Below are 24,618 nucleotides of genomic sequence, written 5' to 3' on the forward strand. Positions count from 1 at the left end.
ATCATCAGGAACACGCCCAGCAGCAGCCCCGGCACCACGCCGGCCATGAACAGCTTGCCTACCGAGGTTTCGGTCGCGGTGGCGTAGACCACCATGACGATCGACGGCGGAATCAGGATGCCCAGGGTCCCGGCGTTGCAGACGATGCCGGCGGCGAACTCCTTCTTGTAGCCCGAGCGCACCATGCCGGCGATGACGATTGAGCCGACCGCCGCCACCGTGGCCGGCGACGAGCCGCTCAGCGCGGCGAACAGCATGCACGCCAGGATCGCGGCGATGGCCAGGCCACCCTTGATATGGCCGACGCAGGCGTTGGCGAAATCGATCAGCCGGCGAGCCACGCCGCCGCTGGTCATGAACGCACCGGAGAGCAGGAAGAAAGGAATGGCCAGCAGCGTGTAGTGCTCGCTGGTCTCGAACAGCTTGATCGCCAGCGAACGCACCGAGTCGTTGCTGAAGAACAGAATGGTCATGGCCCCGGAAAGCCCCAGGGAAATCGCCACCGGAATGCCGATGAACATCAGCACGAACAGGGCGACGAACAGAAATGCGATGGTCATCGTTTAGCCTCCGTCTCTTCGGCGAGTTTGATGGCGTCTTCGACTTCGCCGTGACCACCAAAACCAATCTGCTTGTCCTGAATCACCCGCATCAACACCTGGGCGAAACGCAGGAACATCAGAGAGAAGCCGATCGGCACGATCATCACGATGTGCCATTGCTGCACACCGAAGCGGTCCAGGTCCTCGGCACCGGTGCCGAGCGTGAACAGCAGCGCCACCCACTGCTCGCTGGAATAGGCCATCAGCGCGCAGTAACCGAGGCAGATGAGCAGCGCGACAATCGCCACGGCCTTCTGCAGGGCGGGCTGGAACATGCGCACCAAGAGGTCGACGCCGATGTGCGCACCGATGCGCACGCCCCAGGCCAGGCCGACGAAGATCAGCCAGCCGAACATGGCCTTGGTCAGGGCCACGCTCCAGGTCATTTCCTGGGCGATGTAGAGGATGCCGTCACCGATGGCGAACATCGCATCATTGGCGAACGGCAGGGCATCGCCCAGGCTGTAGAAAACACCGTAGAGGTTGTTGAACACCACGTACGAGAAGGTAACCAGGGTCATCGCCCCGAGCAGAAAAGCCACGGCGGCTTCCTCGAGCTGATCCCACAGGCGCTGCAACGCATTCATCATGCGGTCTCCCAGAGAGAGTTGTTGTAATTGTTTTGCCAAGCCGACTCTAACCCCGCCATCTGGCGGGCAGTTATTCACGATTGGTAAACGCGGCCTTCGGCCTGGGCGAATAGCCTGCTGAGGCGTAGATCAGTGCGCTGAAACCAGCGGTAGAGAGTGGTGATAGCGAACATTTCCCCCTCCGCTTCCACGATGGATAACTGAGCATCCGCTCTTGCCATGCCGATGCCCTACCGCCCCACTCTCAAACCAGCTCGGATATCTCGATCAGATTCAGATCCGGATCACGCAGGTACACCGACCTGATCGGACCCGTAGCGCCGGTGCGCATCACCGGCCCCTCGATGATCGGCCAGCCGACCCGCTGCAAGTGCGCGACCACCTCGTCCAGGGGCTGGCTGGCGATAAAGCACAGGTCCAGCGCACCCGGCACCGGCAGGTGAGCCTTGGGCTCGAACTCCTGGCCGCGCACGTGCAGGTTGATCTTCTGGTTGCCGAAGCAGAATGCCTTGCGGCCATTGCCGAAAGTCTCCAGGCGCATGCCCAGCACCTCGACATAGAAATGCGTGGTCGCGTCGGCGTCGGTAGCGGTCAGTACCAGATGATCAAGATGATCGAGCATGGCGATCTCCGTGCTAGTTTGCGGCAGCATTGGCAGCCTGAGCCGCTTCGATCAGGTCGCTACCGATCTTGTCTTCGTATTGCTTCCAGATCGGCTGCATCACCTCGCGCCACTGCTTGCGCTCTGCATCGCTCAGCACGATCAGCTCATGCTTGCCGTCCGCGAGGATCTGCTCCTTGTCCTTCTCGTTGAGTGCCAGCGCTTGACGATTCACCTCCACGGTGACCTCATCGATGATGCGCTTCAACTCGCCGCGCACGTCCTCGGGCAGGCCGTTCCAGAATTTGGCATTGGTGATCAACATGTAATTGCCGACCGCGTGGTTGGACTCGATCATGTACTGCTGCACCTCGAAGTGGCGCTGGCTGTAGATGTTCGACCAGGGGTTGTCGGATGCGTTGATCACCCCGGTCTGCAGGCCCTGATAGATCTCGGCGAAGGCCATCTTGCGCGGCACCGCGCGCAGGGCGCTGATCTGCGCGGCCTGCAGGTCAGACGGCTGCACGCGGAATTTCATGCCGCGGGCGTCGCCCGGTACATGCAGCGGTTTGTTGGCAGTGAACTGGCGCATGCCGTTGAGCCAGTAGGCCAGACCGAGAATGCCGCTATTCTCCAGGCTGTGCAGCAGCTCCTGACCCTTGACCGATTGTTCGAAACGCTGGGAAGCAGCGGCATTGTCGAACAGGAACATCAGGTCGAAGATCTGTACTCGCGGCTGGTATTTCTCCAGCTTCACCGGTGCGGGTGCCAGCAGTTGCACGTCGCCAAGCAACAGCGCTTCCATTTCCTTGCCATCGCCGAACAGCGAGGAGTTCGGATAGACCTCGACCCGCGCCTTGCCGGCCAGGCGTTCCTTGACCAGCTTTTGCAGCATCAATGCGCCCTGCCCCTTGGGCGTCTGATCGGAGGCGACATGGGAGAACTTGATGACGATTTCTTCGGCCTGCGCAGCAGCGCCGAACGCCATGGCAGTGGACAGCAGCACGCAGGACAAGCTGCGGCAGAGTAGGCGCGACATGAGGCGATCTCCTGTTGTTGTTAGTACGGGGGCTGTGCCCACCGGATGCCTTTGTTCGCGACGAACTCTACTGCAGCCTCAGGGCCGACTAAATTCTTGATTGGCCAAGCCTGCCTTCGCCATTGCCGAAGGCAGGCCCGCTAGCGAGATGATCGACCATCTGCCTGGCGATCAGCGACAGGCTGTCGTACTGGCGCACGCAGATGTTCAGCTCGCGCACCGCCCAGGCATCCTCGATCGCCACTGCACGCACCGCCATGCTCGGCAGATAGGTGCGTACCGCCTGCTCGGGCAGCACGCCGATGCCCAGGCCGGTATGGATCATCCGGCAGATGGCCTCGAAGCTGCGCACCTGGATGCGCACCCGCAGATGCACCCCCACCTGCTGCGCCGCCTCGCTGATCAGCGCGTGCAGCGAGGCTTCCTTCTGCAGGCCGATAAAGTCGTAGCCCACGGTCTCCAGCAACGTCACCCGCTTGCGCGTTGCCAGCGGATGCTCGCTCGGCACCACCAGCACCAGGCGGTCGCGCCGGTAGGGAAAAACCTGCACGCCGTGGGCCTGTACGTGGCCGGCGAAGATGCCGATATCGGTCAGCCCTTCGCGCACCGCGTGGATGATCTCGCTGCTGACCCGCTCCTCCAGGTCGATGCGAATCTGCGGGTGCTGGGCGCTGAAGGCCGCCAGGTCCTCGGGCAGAAAGGCGATCACCGCCGAGGTGTTGGCATGGATGCGCACATGGCCGTTGATGCCCTCGCTGAACTCGCTGAGATCGGCCTGCATGTGCTGGATGTTGTCCAGCAGATTGCGCGCGTGGTGCAGCAGCGCATCGCCGGCTGGCGTGAGTGCCACGCCCTTGGGCTGGCGATACAGCAAGGGCGTGCGCAGATGCGCCTCCAGATCGCTGATGCGCTTGCTCACCGCCGCCAGCGCCAGGTGCTCGCGCTCGGCGGCGCGGGTCAGGCTGCGCTCGTCGGCGATGGCCACGAATAGCTTGAGGGTGGTGAAATCCACGCGCATGACGGGCTCCGCTTCGTGATTGACGAAAGGCTCGCCGCCACTGCAAGGGCGTTGGGCGGGCGTCGCCACGATAAGCCTTCGTGTAGCACGAAGCCAGACTTGACGATTGACTGATTGCGGCGAGCCGCGTCGTGGGCGATGCTCGGCGCCATCGAACCCAAGTCATCGGGAAGCCGCACATGCCTGCCAACACAACCGTTGCACACATGGCCCTGGCCGGCCTCAAGGTCATCGAAATGGGCCAGCTGATCGCCGGCCCTTTCGCCAGCAAGCTGCTCGGCGAATTCGGCGCCGAGGTGATCAAGATCGAGCCGCCGGGCGTCGGCGACCCGCTGCGCAAGTGGCGCAAGATCAAGGACGGCACCTCGCTCTGGTGGCACGTGCAGTCGCGCAACAAGCGCTCACTGACCCTCGACCTGAAGCAGGCCGAAGCTCAGGACATTGTGCGCAAGCTGGTGAGTGATGCCGACATACTGGTGGAGAACTTCCGTCCCGGCACTCTGGAAGGCTGGGGCCTGGGTTATGACGCGCTGAAGGCGATCAATCCACGGCTGATCATGCTGCGCATCTCTGGTTACGGGCAGACCGGCCCCTACCGCGACCTGCCCGGTTTCGGCGTGATCGGCGAAGCCATGGGCGGTCTGCGCCACCTCTCCGGCTACCCCGGCCAGGCGCCAGTACGCGTGGGCATCAGCATCGGCGACTCGCTGTCCTCGCTGTACGGCGTGATCGGCGTGCTGCTGGCCCTGCAGGAGCGTGCGCGCAGCGGCGAAGGCCAGGAGATCGACGTGGCGCTTTACGAGTCGGTGTTCGCCATGATGGAAAGCCTGGTGCCCGAGTACGACGCCTTCGGCTATATCCGCGAGCCGGCCGGCAGCGCCCTCCCTGGCATCACCCCGTCCAATTCCTACCCCTGCAAGGATGGCAGCTACGTGCTGATTGCCGGCAATGGCGACAGCATCTACAAGCGCCTGATGAGCCTGATCGGCCGCGATGACCTGGGCAACGACCCGCGCCTGGCGCAGAACGACGGGCGCAGCCAGCACGCCGAGCTGATCGACGGCGCCATCGCCGAGTGGACCGCCCAGCGCGGCCGCGATGAAGTGATCGAAGCGCTCAAGGGCGCGCGCGTGCCGGCCGGCTACCCCTACACCGCTGCCGATATCGTGCAGGACCCGCACTACCTGGCGCGGCAGATGATCGAGACCGTACAGACCTCTGCCGGCCCGCTGAAGGTGCCGGGCGTGCTGCCGAAACTCAGCCGCACACCAGGGCGCATCGGCACTGGCGGCCCACAGCTCGGCGAGCACAGCGAGGACATTCTGGCCGGCCTTGGCCTGAGCGACGAGCAGGTTCGCGGATTGCGCGAACGCGGAATTATCTGAAGCACCACACCCGTAGGATGGGTTATACGCCTGCTACGACAGACGAAACCACACGCAAAGGATCGCGCCGTAACCCATCGAGCGGTAGGAGATTCAATCGCCTGATGGGTTACGCGGCGCGCCACGATAGTGGCGCCTTATCACTCCGAGCTCAGCGCCGCTCACCCATCCTACAAATATAGAGCGCGATACCAGGGACATCTTCCCGGGTGTCGCTGCGCTCGACCCAGGCTACGCACCCGACACAATCAGGACCTGCCAATGACCAAACGCCTCTATATCCAGGACGTCGCCACCCGCGACGGCTTCCAGATCGAAGCGGCCTTCGTGCCGACCGAAGACAAGATCACGCTGATCGACAGGCTGTCGCACACCGGCCTGGCGAAGATAGAAGTCACCTCCTTCACCTCGCCCAAGGCCATCCCCAACCTGCGTGATGCCGAAGAAGTCATGCGCGGCATCCAGCGCGTTCCGGGCGTGGAGTACACCGTGCTGGTGCCTAATGTGCGCGGCTGCGAGCGGGCGTTGTCGTGCGCGGTGGACGAGATCAACCTGGTGATGTCGGCCAGCGACACCCACGGCCTGGCCAACCTGCGCATGACGCCGGAGCAGTCCCTGGCGCAGTTCGCCGAGATCATCGAAGTGACGCGCGGCAGCAAGGTGTTCATCAACGCTTCGCTGTCCACCACCTTCGGCTGCCCCTTCGAGGGCGAGGTGCCGGAAAATCGCGTCCATGAACTGACGGAGCGACTGCTCGATCTTGGTGTACAGGGCGTGACCCTCTGCGACACCACCGGCATGGCCGATCCGGCGCAGGTCGAGCGCATCTGCCGCGAGTCGCTGCAGCGCTGGCCCGAGGCGGTGTTCACCGCGCATTTCCACAATACCCGTGGCATGGGCCTGGCCAATGCCCTGGCGGCGCTGCATGCCGGCATCGACCGCTTCGACGCCTCCCTCGGCGGGCTTGGCGGCTGCCCTTATGCGCCCGGCGCCAGCGGCAATATCTGCACCGAGGATCTGGTGCACATGTTCCAGCGCATGGGCCTGGATACCGGCGTCAATCTGGATGCACTGCTGGCGGCAGCGGCTACCCTGCCCGAGCTGATCGGCCACGACGTACCGGGCGCGATCCTCAAGGCCGGCACTTCAGAGCGCCGTTATCCCAAACCGAAATGGATGAGCGAGGCGCAGGCCTGATCGCTCGACCTCAATGCCCGCCGCCCGATTCCGCCGCGCCCTTGGCCGAGAACGGCGGCTTGGCCAGGTAGATGATCAGGATCAGGCCGAAGAACAGCCAGCCCATCAAGGTGAAGTAGTCCACCGTTGAAAGCATGTAGGCCTGGCTTTCCACCACCCGGTCGATCTGCAGGTAGGCCGACTGCGAGGCGCCGCCGAGTTGCTCCAGATACTGGTGAGTGGCCGGGTCATAGGGCGTGACATGCTCGGTGAGCTGGGCGTGGTGATAGATCTCCCGACGATGCCAGATCCAGGTGGTCAGCGACGAGGCGAAGCTGCCGCCCAGCACGCGCAGGAAGGTGGCCAGGCCCGAGCCGTCGGCGATGTCCTTGGGCGGCAGGCTGGAGAGCAGGATGCTGGTGGTGGGCATGAAGAACAGCGCGATCCCCAGGCCCATGAACACCTGCACTTCGGCGATATGCCGGTAATCCACCTCGGTGTTGAACGAGGCGCGCATGAAGCACGAGGCGCCGATCACCAGGAACGAGCCGCCGGCCAGCAGGCGCAGGTCGAACTTGTGCGCGTACTTGCCCACCAGCGGTGACAGGAACAGCGGCAGAATGCCGATCGGCGCTGCCGCCAGCCCGGCCCAGATCGGCGTGTAGCCCAGCTGGGTCTGCAGCCACTGCGGCAGCAGCAGGTTGATACCGAAGAACCCGGAGTAACCGAGTACCAGCGCCAGGGTGCCAAAGGTGAAGTTGCGGTACATGAACAGGCGCAGGTTGATGATCGGGTGCTGATCGGTCAGTTCCCAGATCACCAGGGCCACCAGGGAAACCACGGAAATGGCGGTGCCGATCTGGATGAAGGTCGACTCGAACCAGTCCAGGTCGTTGCCCTTGTCGAGCACCACCTGCAGCACGCCGACGCCCAGCACCAGCAGCATCAGCCCGACGTAGTCGATAGGCTGGTGCTGGGTGGTTTCCGGGCGATTGCGCATCTGCGTCCAGACCACCAGGGTGGCGAGGATGCCGATCGGCACGTTGATGAAGAAGATCCACGGCCAGCTGTAGCTGTCGGTGATCCAGCCACCGGCAATCGGCCCGATGATCGGCGCCACCACCGTGACCATCGCCAGCAGCGCCAGGGCCATGCCGCGCTTGGCACTGGGAAAGATCGCCAGCAGCAGAGTCTGCGCCATCGGGTACAGCGGCCCGGCGACCAGCCCCTGCAGGGCGCGGAACACCACCAGCTCGGGCATCGAGCGGGCGATGCCGCAGAGGAACGAGGTGATCACGAACAGCACCACGGCGGCGAGAAACAGCTTCACCTCGCCGAAGCGCCGCGCCAGCCAGCCAGTCAATGGCAAGGCGATGGCGTTGCACACGGCGAACGAGGTGATCACCCAGGTGCCCTGCTCCGAGCTGACCCCCAGGTTGCCGGAAATAGTCGGCAGGGCGACGTTGGCGATGGTGGTGTCGAGCACCTGCATGAAGGTCGCCAGGGAGATGCCGATGGTGGCCAGCAGCATGCTGGCCGGGCGGAAATTGGCGTCGCTCATGTCAGCCCTGCTTCGCCGGATTGGCGTTCTGCGGACCATTGGCGTGGATGATGCGTTCGATCAGCGCGTCAGCCTCGCCCAGCGGCGCGTCGTAAACGGCAGTGCTGAAGCGCGCTTCCTTGGGCATCTGGGTGGTCAGCTGCGCGCCACTCTGGTCGTGCAGGTCGACGGTCACCGTGGTCGACAGGCCGATGCGCAGCGGGTGCTTGTCCAGCGCCTCATCGTCGAGGCGGATACGCACCGGCAGGCGCTGCACGATCTTGATCCAGTTGCCGCTGGCGTTCTGTGCCGGCAGCAGCGAGAAGGCGCTGCCGGTGCCCACGCCCAGGCTCTCGACATGGCCCTGGTAGGTCACGTCATCGCCGTACAGGTCGGCCTCGACGGTCACCGGCTGGCCGATGCGCATCTCGCGCAGCTGGGTTTCCTTGAAGTTGGCATCGATCCACACCTCATGCAGCGGCACCACGGCCATCAGTGCAGTGCCAGGCTGGATACGGCTGCCCACCTGTACCGAGCGGCGCGCCACATAACCGCTGACCGGTGCCACCAGGGTGCTGCGGGCGTTGTTGAGGAAGGCCTGGCGCAGCTGCGCGGCGGCGCTCTTCACGTCCGGGTGGGAGGCGATCACGGTGTCGTCGACCAGCGCCTGGTTGGTATCCAGTTGCTGCTGGGCGGAGGTCAAGGCGCTCTGCGCGCTGTTCAGGGTGTCCTGGGCGTGGGCCAGCTCCTCGCGGGAAATCGCACCCTTGCTGGCCAGGGTCACCCGGCGCTGGTAGTCGGCCTTGGCGCGCTGCACGTCGATCTTGCGCGAGGCCACCTGGGCCTTGTAGCTGTCGACGTTGCTGTACAGCCCGCGCACCTGGCGCACGGTGCGTGCCAGGTTGGCCTCGGCGCTCTGCTGGGCGACCTGGGTATCGGCCGGGTCGAGCCATACCAGGGGCTGGCCGGCTTCGACGTAATCGCCGTCGTCCACCGCGATGCGGGTGACGGTGCCGGTGATCTGCGGGGTGATCTGCACCAGGTTGCCGCCCACGTAGGCGTCGTCGGTCTCTTCATAGAAGCGGCCGTATAGCTCGTGGTAGGCGAAGATGGCCGCGCTGCACAGCACGACAATGATGCCGAGGCCAATCAGCAGGCGTTTGCGCTTGCCCGAATTCGGGTTGGCGGCGTTGGCTTGAGAGTCGGTCATGGCGGGTACTCAGCGTGCGGAAGTGGATGATTGGGCGGGCGCCTCGAAGCCGCCACCCAGGGCTTGCATCAGCAGCACCGAGGCGTCGATACGCTCGGCACGCAGGCTGGCCAGTTGGCGTTCGCTCTGCAGCAGTTGCTGCTCGACGCTCAGCGCATCGAGATAGTTGCCGATGCCGTCGGCGTAGCGCTGCATGGCGATGTCGTAGGAGCTGCGGGCGATATCGCTGGCCCGCTGCTGCTGCGCGATCTGCTGCTCCAGGGAGCGAATGCGGCTGATGCCGTCACCGATATCGCCCAAGGCGCCGACCAGGGTCTGGTTGTACTGGGCCACGGCCACGTCGTAATCGGCGTTGCGCCCGGCCAGTGCAGCGCGGCGCGCGCCGCCGTCGAAGATCGGCAGGCTCAGCGCCGGGCCAACACTGAAGAAGCGACTGGCGCCACCGAACATGGCATCTCCGAGCAGCGACTTGCTGCCGGCTGCCACGCTCAGGTTGAGGTTGGGATAGAAGTCCGCCTTGCTGGCGGTGATGTCCTTGCTGGCCGCCTCCACGCGCCAGCGCGCGGCAACCAGGTCGGGGCGGCGACCGAGCAGTTCGGCCGGAACGTTGGCCGGCAAACTCACCGCCGAGGGGGCGATCAATTGCGGCCGAGGCAGCGTGGCACCGCGATCCGGGCCCTGGCCGAGCATCACTGCCAGGCGAATGCGCGCGCTGTCCACCTGCTGGGTGGCGGCCGTCAGGCTGGCTTCGGCGGCGGCTTCCAGGCTCTGGGTCTGCTGCAACTGGTATTCGCTGTCCAGGCCGGCATCGACCCGGCTGCGGGCCAGGTCGAGCATGTCGCGGCTGCGCTTGAGGTCCTGCTCGGCCAGATCCCGGGTGGCGTAGGCCAGACCCAGATCGTTGTAGGCGCGGGTGACATCGGCGGCCAGGGTCAGGCGCGCGCCCTGGCGATCCACGTCACTGGCGCGGGCGCGGCCCAGGGCCGCTTCCCAGGCGGCACGATCGCCGCCCCACAGGTCGAAGTGGTAGCCACCGTCCAGCGACAGGCTGCGCAGGGTGCCGTAACGGCCGCCCTGGCCGCTGGGGTCATCGACCCGGGCGGAGCGTGAGCGGGTGACATTGGCATTGGCGTCCAGGGTCGGCTGGCGCTGCGCATCTGCGGCCAGCACGGCGGCGTTGGCCTGGCGGGCGCGGGCATCGGCGACCTGCAGATCCGGGTTGCTGCGCAGGGCTTCTTCGATCAGCGCGTTGAGCTGCGAGTCGCCCAGGCCGTTCCACCAGTCACTCGCCGGCCAGGCGGCCGGTGACAGATTGCCGGTGAAAGTCTGCCCTTGCAGGCTGGCAGCGTCGAGGGTGTGGCCCTCGGTATGCAGGCCGTCCTGGGAGGCACAGGCGGCCAGTAGCAGCGCGCTGAAAATCAGCGACAGGGGGGTACGCAACGGCATGGTGTTCATCATTCTCCTGGCAGCTCTGGTAAGGCATCGGCGGCCATCAGCATTTTTTTCAACAGGCGCTGGAATTCGTCGAGCTCGGCGCGGCTCAGGCAGCCGGTCAGCTCGTTGGTGGCGTCGGCGGCGATCTGCGGCACCCGCACGCCAAGGGCATTGCCCGCGTCGGTGAGGGTGAGCCGCACCTGGCGGCGATCTTCATGGCTGCGCTCGCGGGTGAGCAGGCCCTTCTGCTCCAGACGATCGAGCATGCGGGTCATCGCCCCGCTGTCGAGGCTGAGCAGGCGCACCAGGTCGGCCGGGGTGCTGGCGCGGCTCTGGCTGATCAGCAGCACCACCTTGAACTGCGCGGCAGTCACGTCGTGGTCCACCAGATGGCGCTCGAGTAGGCGGTCCTTGAGCTGATTGGTCAGCGCGATCAGGTGGCCGGGTGAGTGCTGCAGGGAAAAACGTTCGCGGTCGAAATGTGGCATCGATAATTACCTGCCCAGGCAGTGAATGCCATGCAGGTTACTGCCCAGGCAGCGATCAGCCCAATTACATTTCGTAATACTTGTTATCAATTTCGGAAATACTTTGAAATATTCAGGGGTTTTTGAAGGGACTACCGGGGGGCCGGCCGGGTTCAGGAATTCGTAGGGAAGAAACGAGCTGTCGGGGGTTATTGCGGGGCTTGCAACAGGGGCGATTGCCTTGGGTTTCGCAGGCTCAACCGCGGCCGAGGTCGAGCAGCCCGGTGCCCAGCTGCAGCGGCAGCGGGTTCAGATGCGACCAGGCAAACCCCTGCCGGTCACTGGCCTCCTCACTCGATGAAGGTGCAGAAAGTCTCCAGCCGCAGCCGCTGGCTGACCAGCCGATTGACCGGCGCCTCGGGGTCGGCATAGCCCATGGCGATGGCGCAGTGCAGCATGCGTTCGGCCGGGAGCTGCAGAAACGCTTCGACGCTGCGGTGATAACGCGCCCAGCAGGCCTGCGGGCAGCTGTCCAGGCCGTGCTCCTTGAGCAGCAACATCAGGCTCTGCTGATACATGCCAAGATCGGCCCATTGCCCGGGCCCCATGCAACGGTCCACGGAGAAGAACAACGCACAGGGCGCCTCGAAGAAGCGAAAGTTGCGGGCGAACCAGTCCAGGCGCGCGGGCTTGTCCTCGCGACCGATGCCCAGCAGTGCGTACATCTGCTCGCCCACCTCGAACCGCGAGGTGCGATACGGCTCCTGCAGGGGCTGCGGATACACCGCGTAATCGGCGGGATCAGGCTCTGGATCGCTCGCCAACCGCTTGGCGATATGCTCGATGAAACGCTGCAGCGCCTCGCCCTGCAGCACATGGATCCGCCAGGGCTGCAGGTTGCCGCTGGAGGGCGCCCGTGCCGCCTGTTGCAGCAACTCGCGCAGCAAAGCCGGCGGCACCGGCCGGTCGAGAAAGGCGCGCACGCTGCGACGCTCACGCAAAGCCTGGCTGACCTTCATCCCCTCTCCTCGCGTGTGATTGACGTCGCCATCAAAGCAAAGGCCGCCTCCCGAGGGAAGCGGCCTTTGCTGTGGGCGATCAACTCCCCATCACTGCGCCTGATTGGAAGCCTCGGCAGCCTTGATCAGGTCGGCGCCAATATCGCCTTCGAACTTCTTCCAGACCGGGCGCATGGCTTCGCGCCATTGTTCACGCTGCTCCGGGGTCAACTCGATGATCTCGCTGGTGCCGGCCTTGACGATGGCCGCGCGGGCTTCTTTGTTGAGGTCGTCGGCCTGGCGGTTCACCTCGGCGGTGACCTCGACCATGATCTTGTCCAGCTCGCTGCGTACATCCTCCGGCAGGCCGTTCCAGAACTTGGTGTTGGTGATCACCATGTAGTCGATCAGGCCGTGGTTGGATTCGGTGAAGAACGGCTGCACCTCATGGACCTTCTGGCTGTAGTAGTTCGACCAGGTGTTCTCGGTGCCGTTGACCACGCCGGTCTGCAGGCCCTGGTAGACCTCGGCGAAGCTCATCTTGCGCGGCGCGGCGCGCAGCGCCTTGAACTGTTCGTCGAGCACCGCCGAGGCCTGCACACGGAATTTCAGGCCACGGGCATCCTTGGGCTCGTGCATCGCCTTGTTCGACGACAGCTGCTTCAAGCCGTTGTGCCAGTAAGCCAGGCCGGTGATGCCCTTGCCCTCCATGCTGGTCAGCAGCGCCTTGCCCTGCTCGCTGGCCTGGAAGCGGTCGACCGCCTCCATGTTGTCGAACAGGAACGGCAGATCAAAGATCTGGATGGGCTTGGCGTAGTGCTCGAACTTGGCCAGCGACGGCGCCAGCAACTGCACGTCACCAAGCAGCAGCGCTTCCATCTCCTTGCCATCGCCGAACAGCGAGGAGTTCGGATAGACCTCGACCTTGACCCGGCCCGGCAAACGCTCCTCGGCGAGCTTCTTGAACATCAACGCGCCCTGCCCCTTGGGCGTGTGTTCGGCGACCACATGGGCGAACTTGATGCTGATGGGCGCCGAGTCGGCGGCGTGCGCCCCCCCGGCCACGGAGACGGCGACAGCGCAGACCAGCGCCTTGAGAGAGAGCTTGAGCATGGGTGTACCTCATCTTGTTTTTGTAAGTGGGTAGTGAACGAGCCTATTGCCTGTTTACAACGCGCCACGGGTGGCGCGGAATTCGTGATTGTACAAAGGCGCGTTCGGCAGTGCCGAACGCGCCCGAGGGATCAGCCCATGCCGCCGGCCCGCGCGACAATGCGTCGGGCGCGCCCGACCACCGGAGCGTCGATCATCTGCCCGTCGACCACGAACACCCCGTCGCCACCCGCGCCGGCCTGCAGCACTCGGCGCGCCCAGTCCAGCTCTTCAGCCGAGGGCGCCATTGCCTGGTGCACGACGGCAACCTGACTGGGATGGATGCACAGCAGCCCGCCGAAGCCCATGTCGCGAGCATCACGGCTGGCACGGTCGAGGCCGGCCTGGTCCTGAATCGCCGGAAATACGCTGTCCAGCGGTGCGGCCAGATTGGCCAGGCGGCTGTGCAGCAGAACCGCGTAGCGCGCCTGATCGAGCAGGCGCTCGGCGGCTGCGGTGCCGCTGTTCAGGCCAAGATCCAGGCCCAGGTCCAGGCCACCGAAGGACAATCGCTCGACCCCGGCGGCCGCGGCGACGGCCGGCAATTCATACAGGCCACGGGCGCTTTCGATGATCGGCCAGACCGGCTTGCCGGCCTCGCCCACGCGAGCCACCTGGGCAGCGCTTTCCACCTTGGGCAGCACTACGCCACTCACCCCGACATGGCGCTGGCACAGCGCGATGTCCGCGGCATGCCCGGCGTGTTCGGGTGAATTGATGCGCACCAGCAGGCGCGCCTCGGGGTTGCCTGCCAGGAAACGCTCGAGGTTGTCGCGGGCTTCGACCTTGAGGCTTTCCTGCACCGCATCCTCGAGATCGACGATCACCACGTCGGCCCCACTGGCCAAAGCCTTGGGGATGCGCTCGGGTCGCGAAGCGGGCACGAACAGCGCGGTTCGGATGATGGAGGTCGTCATGGCATCTGCTTCCTGACTCAAAGATCTTCAATGACTGATAGTGGACTAAGGCGCTATGTGGTCCACCTGTGGGAGCGCGCCATGCGCGCGAATTTCGCGGGCATGGCCCGCTCCCACAAAAAGCCCTTCTTCGCACCTGGCATTCAAACCGCCCCGCTCACTTTCAAACCGGCTATCTGCGCCTCGCCGTAACCCAGCTCGGCGAGCAAGGTATCGGTGTGCTCACCGAGCGCCGGCACAGGGTCCATGCGCGGACTGAAGGCGCTGTTGCTGCCCGGTGGCAGCAACGCGGGCAGGCTGCCGGCGGGGCTGTCGACCTGGCGCCAGCGGTCACGGGCCTTGAGCTGCGGATGGGCCCAGACGCCGGCCATGTCATTGACGTGGGCGTTGGCGATCTGCGCCTGTTCCAGCCGCTCGATGACCTGCTCGGCACTCAGCGCCGCGAAGGTCTCGACGATGATGCCGCGCAGCACTTCGCGGTTGGCCGAGCGCTTGAAATTGGCCGAGAAACGCTCGTCGACTGCCAGCTCGGGCTGCAGCAATACCCGCTCGCAGAACGCCTGCCACTCCCGCTCGTTCTGCAGGCCAAGCATCACCGTGCCGCCATCACCGGCAGGAAACGGGCCATAGGGATAGATGGTCGAGTGGGCGGCCCCGGCACGCGGCGGCGGCGTGGCACCGTCATAGGCGTAATACAGGGGATAGCCCATCCACTCGACCAGGCTCTCGAGCATGCTCACGTCGATGCGGCTGCCCAAACCGGTCTTGCCGCGCAGCAGCAGGGCCGCAAGGATATTGCTGTAGGCATACATGCCGGCGGCGATATCGGCGATCGAACAACCGGCCTTGGCCAGTTGATCGTCACCCGCGCCGCCGGTCACCGACAGAAAGCCGCCCTCGCTCTGGATCAGCAGGTCGTAGGCCTTCTTCTTCTCGTAGCTGCCGCCTTCGCCATAGCCGGAGATGTCGCAGACGATCAGTTTCGGGAAGCGTGCATGCAGCGTCTCGAACGACAGGCCCATGCGCGCCGCGGCTCCGGGCGCGAGGTTCTGCACCAGCACGTCGGCCTTGGCCAGCAGGTTGTCGAGTACCTCACCGGCACCGTCCTGTTTGAGGTCGAGGGTCAGGCTTTCCTTGGAGCGGTTGGTCCACACGAAGTGCGAGGCCAGACCATTGACCCGCTCGTCGTAACCGCGGGCGAAGTCGCCACTGCCGGGGCGCTCGACCTTGATCACCCGAGCGCCCATGTCGGCGAGCTGACGGGTGCAGAACGGCGCGGCAATGGCGTGTTCCAGGCTGACCACGGTGATGCCGTCCAGTGGCCGGGGTTGTTGTGGGTTGTTCATGTGCAGTTCCCTGTTCCGTAGGGTGGATCGGGACGCGTAGCCCGCGCTACCGATCCACCGGAAAGTCGAAACGAGCCGTCAGGCCAGGTGGCTCAGGTCGTCGGTCTCGCGCAGGCGCCAGACCCTGGCGATCAGCTCGCCTGCCTCATCGCTGCTGCGTTTGCCGGCAAAGGCCAGCAGGCGACGGAACTTGTCTTCCAGCTCCATGCGGCTGAGGCTGTTGCCGGGGTCACCCTTGGGCTCGTCGATGGCGCCATGCAGGGTACGACCATCGGTGGTGAGCACCTCGACCCGACCCAGCCAGCGCGCCGGATAGGCGCCGTCCACCTCGGGGTCGAGGCGCATGCTGACCTTGTCGCGAAAGGCAGCAACATTGGCATCGCTCAGCGACAGGTTGGCGAATTCGCTGAGCTGCGCCTTGCCATGCACGGCGATCAGGCCGAGCACGGTGCCCATGGAGAACTTGGCCTGGTGCACGGTCTGCGGCACCACCACCCGGCCGAGCACGTCGATGGCGCCCTGGTGCACATGGGTGATGACCTTGGCGATATCGTCATGACGCAGGCCCTCGCGCCACATCAGGTCGAGCAGTGCATCGGCAGCCGGGTGGGTATGCCGGCACGAGGCGTGGAACTTGAACGAGGTTTCCGCCAGCGCCCAGCGGCTGCCGAGGCGATCCGCCAGCCTGCTCGGGTCGGCATCGCTGGACATGCCGGCGGCCATGCCCTGCTCGCCTTCGAGAATGTTCTGCGCACCGGTCAGGCCCTGCTCGGTGAAGTAGGCCGCCAGCAGGCCGTCGGCGGCAGCCTTGGCGGTGTGCAGCTGTTTGGAATCGGCGGCGTCGCGCAGGAACTCCCAGAGCCCGGCAGCCTGGGTGCCGGCGTTGCCGAGCAGATGCACAAACTGCTGTTTGTCGAAGTTCAGCAGCTTGCCCACCGCCACGGCAGCGGCCAGGGTGCCGACCGTGGCCGTGGTGTGGAAGATGCGGTAGTGCGAGCGGCCGAGGAACTCGCCGATGCGAATCCCCGCCTCGTAGCCGGCGACCGAAGCCAGCAACAGCTCGCGGCCGGACTTGCCGAGGTCCTGCGCGGCAGCCAGGGCCGCCGGGAATACCACGGTGGCCGGGTGCAGCACCGAGCTGTTGTGCAGGTCGTCCTGCTCCACCAGATGCGACGACGCGCCGTTGACCAGCGCCGCGAAGTACGCCGAAGTGCCACGACCATTGACCAGGATGCGCGCCGGGCCATTGGCCGGGCCCATCTTCTGCGCATAGGCCTCGAACAGCGGAATCGGCCGCGCACCTTCACTGGCCAAAGCGGAACCGAGCCAGTCGAGAAACAGATCTTCGGTGCGATCCAGCACGTGGTCAGGCAGATCGTCGTAACGCAGCTCGGCGAGGAACTTGGCGAGCTGTTGGGTATTAGCGCTCATAACCAATTCCTCAAAAGCTGCGCGGCAGTTCGAGCAGGTGCTCGGCCACGTAGGACATGATCAGGTTGGTGGAGATCGGCGCCACCTGGTACAGGCGGGTCTCGCGGAACTTGCGCTCGACGTCGTATTCGTTGGCGAAGCCGAAGCCGCCGTGGGTCTGCAGGCAGGCGTTGGCCGCCGCCCAGGAGGCTTCCGCCGCCAGGTATTTGGCCATGTTGGCGCTGGCCCCGGCGTTCTCGCCGCGGTCGTATTGCTCGCAGGCGCGCCAGCGCATCAGGTCGGCGGCCTCCACTTCGATATGGGCCTTGGCGATGGGGAACTGCACGCCCTGGTTCTGGCCGATGGGGCGGCCGAACACCACGCGATCACGGGCGTAGGCACTGGCCTTCTCGATGAACCAGCGACCATCGCCGATGCATTCGGCAGCGATCAGCGTACGCTCGGCGTTGAGGCCATCGAGGATGTAGCGAAAGCCCTTGCCCTCCTCGCCGATCAGGCTGCCGGCGGGAATTTCCAGGTTGTCGAAGAACAGCTCGTTGGTTTCGTGGTTGACCATGTTGGCGATCGGCTGCACGGTCAGGCCGTTGCCGATGGCCTCGCGCAGGTCGACCAGGAAGATCGACATGCCCTCGGACTTCTTCTTCACCTCGGCCAGCGGCGTGGTGCGCGCCAGCAGGATCATCAGGTCGGAGTGCTGGATGCGCGAGATCCACACCTTCTGGCCGTTGATCACGTACTTGTCGCCCTGACGCACGGCGGTAGTCTTGATCTTGGTGGTGTCGGTGCCGGTGGTCGGCTCGGTCACGCCCATGGACTGCAGGCGCAGCTCGCCGCTGGCGAGCTTGGGCAGGTAGTGACTTTTCTGTTCGTCGCTGCCGTTACGCAGCAGGGTGAACATGTTGTACATCTGCCCGTGAATGGTGCCGGAGTTGCCGCCGCAGCGGTTCACTTCCTCGAGAATCACCGAGGCCTCGGCCAGACCCAGGCCGGAGCCGCCGTATTCTTCCGGGATCATCGCCGACAGCCAGCCGGCTTCGGTCATGGCGCTGACGAAGGCCTCGGGAAAGCCCTTCTCCTCGTCGATCTTGCGCCAGTATTCGGCCGGAAATTCGGCGCATAGGCCACGTACGCCTTCACGGATGAAATTCAGTTCTTCGCTCTGTTCCGGGGTCATCTCGATTCCTCGCTTGTTCTTGTTGTCACGTCCGCAGGCTGCCCGCAAACGCGCTATTCGAAGTCCACCTCGGCCTGCTGGGCCATGCCCGCGGCATTACCCGCCCACAACCGGGCGATGCCCGGTTCACTGATGCGCCCGGCCACCTCGAAGGGCTCGGGCGCCACCAGGGGGCGCAACCCTCGATAGGCGAAACGACGCAGCCGCGCCTGGGGCTGGGCGCGGCAGAACGCACGCAGGTTCAGGGTGGCGATCAGCGGGCCGTGCACCACCAGCCCGCTGTAGCCTTCGGTGCCGGTGACGTAGGGCCAGTCGTAATGGATGCGATGGCCGTTGAAGGTCACCGCGCTGTAGCGAAACAGCAGGGTCGGGCTGGGTACCACGCCTTCGCGCCAGTCACCGGCCGGCAGCGCTTCGCCGGCGCCGCCCTTGGGCGGGCTGGGCTCGCGGTAGACGATGTCCTGCTCCTCGCGGATGGCCAGTTCGCCGTCCTGCAGGTAGTCATGCTGCACGGTGACGAACAGCAGCGCGCCGGTGCGCCCGTGCTTTTCCTCGATGTGCTTGATGGTCGAGACCCGGGTGGCCTCGCCGCCGACCCGCAGGGGCGCGATGAATTCGACGCGGCCACCGGCCCACATGCGGTTGCGGTTGTCGGCCGGCGGCAGAAAGCCGCCGCGCGCCGGATGCCCGTCGCCACCCAGGCCGCTTTCGGCGATGGGCTCCTGAAAGAACGCCCAGTGCCAGAGTGGCGGCAAGGCCTCACCATGGGCGGGCGTGTCGTCGCCCAGTGTGGCAGCGATACGCTTGACCAGGTTACGGCTCAATTGATCGTGGGCTTGCTCGGTGCGGCCGATCCAGGCGGAAAAGGCAGAGTCGCTCATCGTGGATTCCAGCTGTCTTGTTATGTGCCGCCAGCATGCAAGCCGATGAACGTTCCGAGAATCCGCATTTATTTAATCCGGCGTTTGGATATGCTGAACGCCGTTTTCAATCAAATGCCGAGCTGCCATGCACTTCGACCTGCCGGATTTGCGCCTTTTCATCCATATCGCCGAGTCGCCAAGCCTGACCCAGGGCGCACGGCGCGCCTCGCTGTCGCCTGCCGCAGCCAGCGCGCGCATCAAGGCGCTGGAAGGCCAGTTGGATACCCGCCTGCTGTATCGTGACAGCCGTGGCGTGGAGCTGACGCCGGCCGGCCAGCGCCTGCTGCAGCACGCGCGATTGATCATGCGCCAGGTCGATTACCTGAAAAGCGAATTCACCGAATACGGCAGCGACGCGGCCGGGCATATCCGCATCTTCGCCAACACCACGGCGGTCACCGAGTTTCTGCCCGAGGTGCTGGCCGGCTTCCTTGCCGAGCGCCCCGGCGTGACCGTGGATCTGCAGGAGCGCCTGAGCCGCGATATCGTCCGCGGCGTGCTCGACGGCGGCGCCGACCTGGGCATCATCGCCGGCCCGGTGGAGGCCGCCGGCCTGCAGGTGCTGCACTTCAGCACCGACCGCCTGGTGCTGGTGGTGCCGGACAACCACCCGCTGGCCGGCCGGGAACGCGTCAGCCTGCGCGACACCCTGCAATACCAGCACATCGGCCTGCACGACGGCAGCACCCTGCTGACCTTCCTGCGTGAACACGTGGAAACCCTGGGTGGCACCCTGTCGCTGCGTATCCAGATGTCAGGCTTCGAAGCCATCTGCCGCATGGTCGAGGCCAACGTCGGCATCGGCATCATCCCCGAGTCCGCTGCCAGCCGGCACCGCCGCACCATGAAGCTGCACACCATCGAACTCGACGAGACCTGGGCCGTGCGCGAACGCAGCATGCTGGTACGCGACCTCGAAGCCTTGCCGGGCAGCGTGCGGGCGTTGATCGCGACGTTGCTGCCGGAAAGCTCGGTCGCCTGATCAGGCCTGGCGAGCCTGGAGACGCGAAACCCATCACAGCGGCGGTCGGCATTGCTGGCAAAACGCCTTGATGATCACTAGAATCGGCGCCGCAGGAAGCACCACGCACCCATACCAGGGTTAGCGTCATGGACTGACTCATCAAGCGTTTCGCGCCGCCTGCGCGAAACCGTCCCATGCGTTATCACCTCGTAAAAGTGCCCGGCTGACTCCTGCCTGTTACAGGCTCGCCCTGCCCACTTTGCAAACGAGATTCGTATGAACAAGATCATTACCGCTGGCATCGCTGGCATGCTCGTGCTGCTCGCCGGCTGCGCCACGGAAAGCTCGCGCACCCTGGAAGTCGCCAAGGTCAACACCGCCACCAGCCAGTACAGCGGCCCGCGCAGCCCGATCGCCGTTGGCAAGTTCGACAACCGCTCCAGCTATCTGCGCGGCATTTTCAGCGACAGCGTCGACCGCCTTGGCGGGCAGGCCAAGACCATTCTGATCACCCACCTGCAGCAGTCCAACCGTTTCAACGTACTGGACCGCGACAACCTCAGCGAGCTGCAGCAGGAGTCGGGCTTCTCCAAGCAGGCTCAGCAGATCAAGGGTGCCAACTTCGTGGTCACCGGTGACGTGACCGAGTTCGGCCGCAAGGAAGTCGGCGATCATCAGCTGTTCGGCATCCTGGGCCGCGGCAAACAGCAGATCGCCTACGCCAAGGTGAACCTCAACATCGTCGATGTCGCCACCTCCGAAGTGGTGTATTCCAGCCAGGGCGCCGGCGAATACGCCCTGTCGAACCGCGAGATCATCGGTTTCGGCGGCACTGCCAGCTATGACTCCACCCTCAATGGCAAAGTCCTCGACCTGGCGATTCGCGAGGCCGTCAACAAGCTGGTCAGCGGCGTCGACAGCGGCGCCTGGCGCCCGGTCAAGTGAGCGAGGAGCCAACGATGAAATCCCCACTTCTGCTCACCACCCTACTGGCCACCGCCCTGCTGGCCGGCTGCGCGCAACAGCCCAAATCCCTCTACTACTGGGAGGGCTACCAGCAGCAGGTCTATCAGCGCTTCGAGAACACCACCGGCACCGAGGAGCAGATCGCTGCGCTGGAAGCCAGCGCCCAGAAAGCCCGCGCCGCTGACCGCACCCTGCCACCGGGCTTCCATGCCCACCTCGGCATGCTGTACGCGGAGATCGGCAAGCCCGATCAGGTGCGCCAGCAATTCGAAACCGAGAAAGCCCTGTTCCCCGAGTCCGCGCAGTACATGGACTTCCTGATGCGCAATATGGCCAAGTGACCGACATGCCTCTACTGACTTCCCTCAGAACACTCGCGGCGCTGGCCGCGCTCGCCCTGCTGGCCGGTTGCGCCACCCAGCAGCCCTACGACTACAGCGCCTTCAAGGAAAGCAGTCCGGCCTCCATTCTGGTGCTGCCGCCGGTCAACAAGTCGCCGGACATCAAGGCTACGCTCAGCATGTACTCGCTGATCACCGCGCCCCTGAGCGAGGCCGGCTACTACGTACTGCCGGTGGCGGTGGTCAACGAGACCTTCAAGCAGAACGGCATGAGCAACGCCGAGGAAATCCGCGAAGTGCCGCCGCAGAAGCTCTACGAGATCTTTGGCGCAGACACGGTGTTGTACATCGACGTGACCGAATACGGCAGCAGCTACAAGGTGATCAGCAGCGAGGTGGCGGTGGCCGCCAGCGCCACCCTGGTCGACCTGCGCACCGGCAAGGAGCTGTGGAAAGGCGTTGCCCGGGCCAGCAGCGCCGAACAGCAGCAGAACAGCGGCGGCGGCCTGGCCGGCATCCTGATCACCGCCCTGGTCAACCAGGTGATGAACAGCCTGAACGATCGCGGTCATGAGATCGCCGGCATCACCAGCGCCCGCCTGCTGAGCAGCAACCCGGTCAACGGCATTCTGCCCGGCCCTCGCGCGCGGCCGGTCAGCGCTCGCTGAAGCCCGCCACACGAGCCCGGATCACCGGGCTCGTTTCATTTCGGTCTACTCCTTGCCCACCCCATGCTCGCGCAACTTGTTGGCGATGGTGGTGTGGGACACACCCAGGCGCTTGCCCAACAGGCGGCTGCTCGGGAATTCGCCGTGCAGGCGTTCCAGCACGGCCTTCTCGAAGCGCCCGACGATGGCGTCCAGCCCACCCTCCAGCGAGAAGTCGCCCAGCGGCTGGGCCGCGCCGTAGCCCGGCAAGCGAATGTGCTCGGGCTTCACCAGCGCACCGTCGCAGAGTGATACCGCCTGGAACAGCACGTTCTCCAGCTGCCGCACGTTGCCCGGCCAGTGATAGCGAGCCAGTTTTTCCAGCGCAGCCGGCGCCAGGCCAGGTAGCGAGCAGCCGATCTGCCGGCTGGCGCGGTCGAGAAAGTGTTCGGCCAGCGGTTGCAGGCCGTCGAGGCATTCACGCAGCGGCGGGATATGCAGGCTCAGCACGTTGAGGCGGTGATAGAGGTCTTCACGGAATTCGCCCCGGGCGCACAGTTCGGAGAGGTCGACCTGGGTGGCGCAGGTCACCCGCACGTCCAGGTACACCTCCTCGTCACTGCCGACGCGGCGGAAGCAGCCATCCTGCAAGAAGCGCAGCAGCTTGGCCTGCAGGCGCGGGCTCATTTCACCGACGCCGTCGAGAAATAGCGTGCCGCCCGCGGTCAGTTCCAGCAACCCCAGCTTGCCCTCGGCACGGGCGCCCTCGAAGGCGCCGGGGCCGTAGCCGAACAGTTCGGTCTCCGCCATCGACTCGGGCAGACCGGCACAGTTGAGCGCCATGAACGGCGACTGGCCACGGGGGCTGGCCAGGTGGCAGGCACGGGCCAGCAGCTCCTTGCCGGTACCGGTTTCACCCTCGATCAGCAGCGGTGCGTCCAGCGGCGCCATGCGTCGCGCCTCGCGCACCACGGCGGCCATCACTTTGGAACTCTGGAAGATGCTGTCGAAGCCGCGCAGCTCCTGCTTGCGCACCTGATAGATTCGCTCGCCAACGCGGTCGGCACGGTGCAGGGTCAACACCGCGCCGGCCATGGCTTCGCTGTCGTCGTGCTCGCTCTGCAACGGCGCGATGTCGGCGAGAAACACGTCGCCGCAAACCTTCACACGCAACCCGTTGATGCGCGAGCGATTGGCACGCACCAGCTCCGGCAAATCGAAATCCTCGACATAGCGCGACAGCGCGATGCCCGGCACCTCGTCGACGCGCACACCGAGCAGGCCAGCGGCGGCCCGGTTGGCGGCGACGATACTGCCACCCATATCGACCGACAACACCGGAAACTCCAGGGCGCCGAGCAGGGCGTTGAGCTCCAGATGGCGCCGTTCGCTGGGCATCAGCCCCACCCGCTTGACGCCGAATACGCCGGTGATGGCCTCGAACTTGGCCCGTAGGGCCTGAAATTGCAGGTTGATCAGGTTGGGGCAATGCAGGTAGATGGCGTTGCCCTGCTCGCCGCCGACCTCGCCGCGGGCGACGTTGATGCCGTAGTCGACCAGCAGTTCGAGGATGTCGCGCAGGATGCCTACACGGTTCTGGCAGTGGATTTTGATACGCATGACGGCACTCTTGTTATTTTCGTCAAGGTTTCTTGCCAGTCTAGAGGAAGCCACCGAGCCAGGAACAGGCTTTCGCGCAGGACGTAATGCTTTCTTTACGAAAACGATCAACGATCTGCTTCCGCGCGCCGCTCACGTGCGCGCAAAGCACGCCCGCCTGCGGCATGCTCAGGCCAGCCACGACCAGTTCGGATGTGCAGGGAGATCCCCAGATGAAAGCCAGCCAGTACGTTGCCAGGCAGCCTGACGCGAACGGCTTCATTGATTACAGCGAGGTCGAGCATCGCACCTGGCAGACGCTGATCGAGCGCCAACTCAAGGTGATCGAGCCGCGGGCCTGTCAGGAATACCTGAACGGCATCGACAAGCTGGCCCTGCCCGGTGACCGGATTCCCCAGCTGGCGGACATCAACCGCGTGCTGCAGGGTACTACCGGCTGGCAGGTCGCCCAGGTGCCGGCGCTGATTCCCTTTCAGCGCTTCTTCGAGTTGCTCGCCAACAAGCAGTTTCCGGTGGCCACCTTCATCCGCACCGAAGCGGACCTGGACTACCTGCAGGAGCCGGATATCTTCCACGAGATCTTCGGTCACTGTCCGCTGCTGACCAACCCCTGGTTCGCCGAATTCACCCACACCTACGGCCGCCTCGGCCTGGCCGCCAGCCCCCAGGAACGGGTGTACCTGGCGCGCCTGTACTGGATGACCATCGAGTTCGGCCTGGTCGACACCCCCACCGGGCGGCGCATCTACGGCGGCGGCATTCTCTCCTCGCCCAGGGAGGCGGTGTATTGTCTGTCCGGCGAGCCCGAGCATCAGCCATTCGATGCCCTAGAGGCCATGCGCACGCCGTATCGCATCGACATCCTGCAGCCGCTGTACTTCGTGTTGCCGGATCTGCAACGGCTGTTCGCTCTGGCGCAGCAGGACATCATGAGCCTGGTGCACGAGGCCATGGCGCTTGGCCTGCATAAACCGAAATTTCCACCCAAGGCAGCCTGAGAACCTGTCCACGATCTGCTGCGCGTCGGCGCTCTGCGTTAAAAACAAGCTCGGAATGCTCATTTACCACTTGTAAACT

23 protein-coding genes and 1 pseudogene are annotated in these 24,618 nt (G+C 64.9%); 7 read left to right on the forward strand and 17 right to left on the reverse strand.

From position 1 onward, the window contains the following. From dctM to BM154_RS00025, 5 genes and pseudogenes are all read right to left on the reverse strand, one after another. Window positions 1-560 (reverse strand): annotated as a pseudogene (dctM, locus tag BM154_RS00005) (C4-dicarboxylate TRAP transporter large permease protein DctM); the annotation flags it as partial. Continuing rightward, window positions 557-1,189, reverse strand: coding sequence for a TRAP transporter small permease (locus BM154_RS00010; protein ID WP_074882263.1), 633 nt, complete (start codon window positions 1,187-1,189; stop codon window positions 557-559). The gene BM154_RS00010 and the pseudogene dctM, both read right to left, overlap by 4 nt. 247 nt (window positions 1,190-1,436) lie before the next feature. Then, complete coding sequence (locus BM154_RS00015; protein WP_074879346.1) at window positions 1,437-1,814, reverse strand: VOC family protein; 378 nt, start codon at window positions 1,812-1,814, stop codon at window positions 1,437-1,439. 13 nt (window positions 1,815-1,827) lie between these two features. Then, window positions 1,828-2,832: a DctP family TRAP transporter solute-binding subunit gene (locus tag BM154_RS00020; protein ID WP_074879349.1), complete on the reverse strand. Its 1,005-nt coding sequence runs from the start codon at window positions 2,830-2,832 to the stop codon at window positions 1,828-1,830. Between the two features lie 88 nt (window positions 2,833-2,920). Continuing rightward, window positions 2,921-3,850: a LysR family transcriptional regulator gene (locus BM154_RS00025; protein ID WP_074879351.1), complete on the reverse strand. Its 930-nt coding sequence runs from the start codon at window positions 3,848-3,850 to the stop codon at window positions 2,921-2,923. A 179-nt stretch (window positions 3,851-4,029) separates the two neighbouring features. Between BM154_RS00025 and BM154_RS00030 the strand changes: the two genes are divergently transcribed. Beyond that, a complete protein-coding gene (locus tag BM154_RS00030) occupies window positions 4,030-5,235 on the forward strand; it encodes a CaiB/BaiF CoA transferase family protein (protein WP_074879354.1) in 1,206 nt (401 codons plus the stop codon). 261 nt (window positions 5,236-5,496) lie between these two features. Beyond that, window positions 5,497-6,432 carry a hydroxymethylglutaryl-CoA lyase gene (locus BM154_RS00035; protein WP_074879357.1) on the forward strand — a complete coding sequence of 312 codons (936 nt, stop codon included), beginning with the start codon at window positions 5,497-5,499 and terminating at the stop codon, window positions 6,430-6,432. A 10-nt stretch (window positions 6,433-6,442) separates the two neighbouring features. Here the strand turns inward: BM154_RS00035 and BM154_RS00040 are convergent, their stop codons facing one another. The 11 genes from BM154_RS00040 to BM154_RS00090 all read right to left on the reverse strand — a co-directional run bounded on the left by BM154_RS00040 (window position 6,443) and on the right by BM154_RS00090 (window position 18,961). Then, window positions 6,443-7,972 carry a DHA2 family efflux MFS transporter permease subunit gene (locus BM154_RS00040; RefSeq protein WP_074879360.1) on the reverse strand — a complete coding sequence of 510 codons (1,530 nt, stop codon included), beginning with the start codon at window positions 7,970-7,972 and terminating at the stop codon, window positions 6,443-6,445. Window position 7,973: 1 nt separating this feature from the next. Further along, window positions 7,974-9,161: an HlyD/EmrA/EmrK family protein gene (locus BM154_RS00045; protein ID WP_074879364.1), complete on the reverse strand. Its 1,188-nt coding sequence runs from the start codon at window positions 9,159-9,161 to the stop codon at window positions 7,974-7,976. Between the two features lie 9 nt (window positions 9,162-9,170). Further along, complete coding sequence (locus BM154_RS00050; protein WP_208609405.1) at window positions 9,171-10,616, reverse strand: efflux transporter outer membrane subunit; 1,446 nt, start codon at window positions 10,614-10,616, stop codon at window positions 9,171-9,173. Beyond that, on the reverse strand, window positions 10,616-11,083 hold the full coding sequence (locus BM154_RS00055) for a MarR family winged helix-turn-helix transcriptional regulator (protein ID WP_074879366.1): 468 nt from the start codon (window positions 11,081-11,083) through the stop codon (window positions 10,616-10,618). Before BM154_RS00055 ends, BM154_RS00050 begins: the two co-directional genes overlap by 1 nt. 329 nt (window positions 11,084-11,412) lie before the next feature. Further along, window positions 11,413-12,081: a nitroreductase gene (locus BM154_RS00060; protein ID WP_074879370.1), complete on the reverse strand. Its 669-nt coding sequence runs from the start codon at window positions 12,079-12,081 to the stop codon at window positions 11,413-11,415. Between the two features lie 90 nt (window positions 12,082-12,171). Beyond that, on the reverse strand, window positions 12,172-13,173 hold the full coding sequence (locus BM154_RS00065) for a TRAP transporter substrate-binding protein (protein ID WP_074879373.1): 1,002 nt from the start codon (window positions 13,171-13,173) through the stop codon (window positions 12,172-12,174). Between the two features lie 131 nt (window positions 13,174-13,304). Beyond that, window positions 13,305-14,129: an HpcH/HpaI aldolase/citrate lyase family protein gene (locus BM154_RS00070; RefSeq protein ID WP_074879376.1), complete on the reverse strand. Its 825-nt coding sequence runs from the start codon at window positions 14,127-14,129 to the stop codon at window positions 13,305-13,307. 143 nt (window positions 14,130-14,272) lie between these two features. Beyond that, complete coding sequence (locus BM154_RS00075) at window positions 14,273-15,475, reverse strand: CaiB/BaiF CoA transferase family protein (protein ID WP_074879379.1); 1,203 nt, start codon at window positions 15,473-15,475, stop codon at window positions 14,273-14,275. A gap of 78 nt (window positions 15,476-15,553) precedes the next feature. Further along, window positions 15,554-16,906: an MmgE/PrpD family protein gene (locus BM154_RS00080; RefSeq protein ID WP_074879381.1), complete on the reverse strand. Its 1,353-nt coding sequence runs from the start codon at window positions 16,904-16,906 to the stop codon at window positions 15,554-15,556. A 10-nt stretch (window positions 16,907-16,916) separates the two neighbouring features. After that, window positions 16,917-18,080: an acyl-CoA dehydrogenase family protein gene (locus BM154_RS00085; protein ID WP_074879384.1), complete on the reverse strand. Its 1,164-nt coding sequence runs from the start codon at window positions 18,078-18,080 to the stop codon at window positions 16,917-16,919. Window positions 18,081-18,133: 53 nt separating this feature from the next. Next, a complete protein-coding gene (locus tag BM154_RS00090) occupies window positions 18,134-18,961 on the reverse strand; it encodes an HTD2 family dehydratase (protein ID WP_074879387.1) in 828 nt (275 codons plus the stop codon). A gap of 127 nt (window positions 18,962-19,088) precedes the next feature. Between BM154_RS00090 and BM154_RS00095 the strand changes: the two genes are divergently transcribed. The 4 genes from BM154_RS00095 to BM154_RS00110 all read left to right on the forward strand — a co-directional run bounded on the left by BM154_RS00095 (window position 19,089) and on the right by BM154_RS00110 (window position 21,942). Further along, window positions 19,089-19,985, forward strand: a complete 897-nt coding sequence (locus BM154_RS00095; RefSeq protein ID WP_074879392.1) for a LysR substrate-binding domain-containing protein — start codon at window positions 19,089-19,091, stop codon at window positions 19,983-19,985. A gap of 258 nt (window positions 19,986-20,243) precedes the next feature. Next, a complete protein-coding gene (locus tag BM154_RS00100) occupies window positions 20,244-20,912 on the forward strand; it encodes a CsgG/HfaB family protein (RefSeq protein WP_074879395.1) in 669 nt (222 codons plus the stop codon). A gap of 14 nt (window positions 20,913-20,926) precedes the next feature. Continuing rightward, window positions 20,927-21,274 carry a DUF4810 domain-containing protein gene (locus BM154_RS00105; RefSeq protein WP_074879398.1) on the forward strand — a complete coding sequence of 116 codons (348 nt, stop codon included), beginning with the start codon at window positions 20,927-20,929 and terminating at the stop codon, window positions 21,272-21,274. Window positions 21,275-21,279: 5 nt separating this feature from the next. Further along, window positions 21,280-21,942, forward strand: coding sequence for a DUF799 domain-containing protein (locus BM154_RS00110; RefSeq protein ID WP_074882266.1), 663 nt, complete (start codon window positions 21,280-21,282; stop codon window positions 21,940-21,942). A gap of 45 nt (window positions 21,943-21,987) precedes the next feature. Here the strand turns inward: BM154_RS00110 and BM154_RS00115 are convergent, their stop codons facing one another. Next, window positions 21,988-23,541, reverse strand: coding sequence for a sigma-54-dependent transcriptional regulator (locus tag BM154_RS00115; RefSeq protein ID WP_074879401.1), 1,554 nt, complete (start codon window positions 23,539-23,541; stop codon window positions 21,988-21,990). A 212-nt stretch (window positions 23,542-23,753) separates the two neighbouring features. Between BM154_RS00115 and phhA the strand changes: the two genes are divergently transcribed. Further along, complete coding sequence (phhA, locus tag BM154_RS00120) at window positions 23,754-24,539, forward strand: phenylalanine 4-monooxygenase (RefSeq protein WP_074879403.1); 786 nt, start codon at window positions 23,754-23,756, stop codon at window positions 24,537-24,539. The last annotated feature ends 79 nt before the right edge of the window (window positions 24,540-24,618 follow it).

The sequence above is a fragment of the Phytopseudomonas argentinensis genome (assembly GCF_900113905.1).
In the GTDB taxonomy this organism is placed as follows: Bacteria; Pseudomonadota; Gammaproteobacteria; order Pseudomonadales; family Pseudomonadaceae; genus Aquipseudomonas; species Aquipseudomonas argentinensis.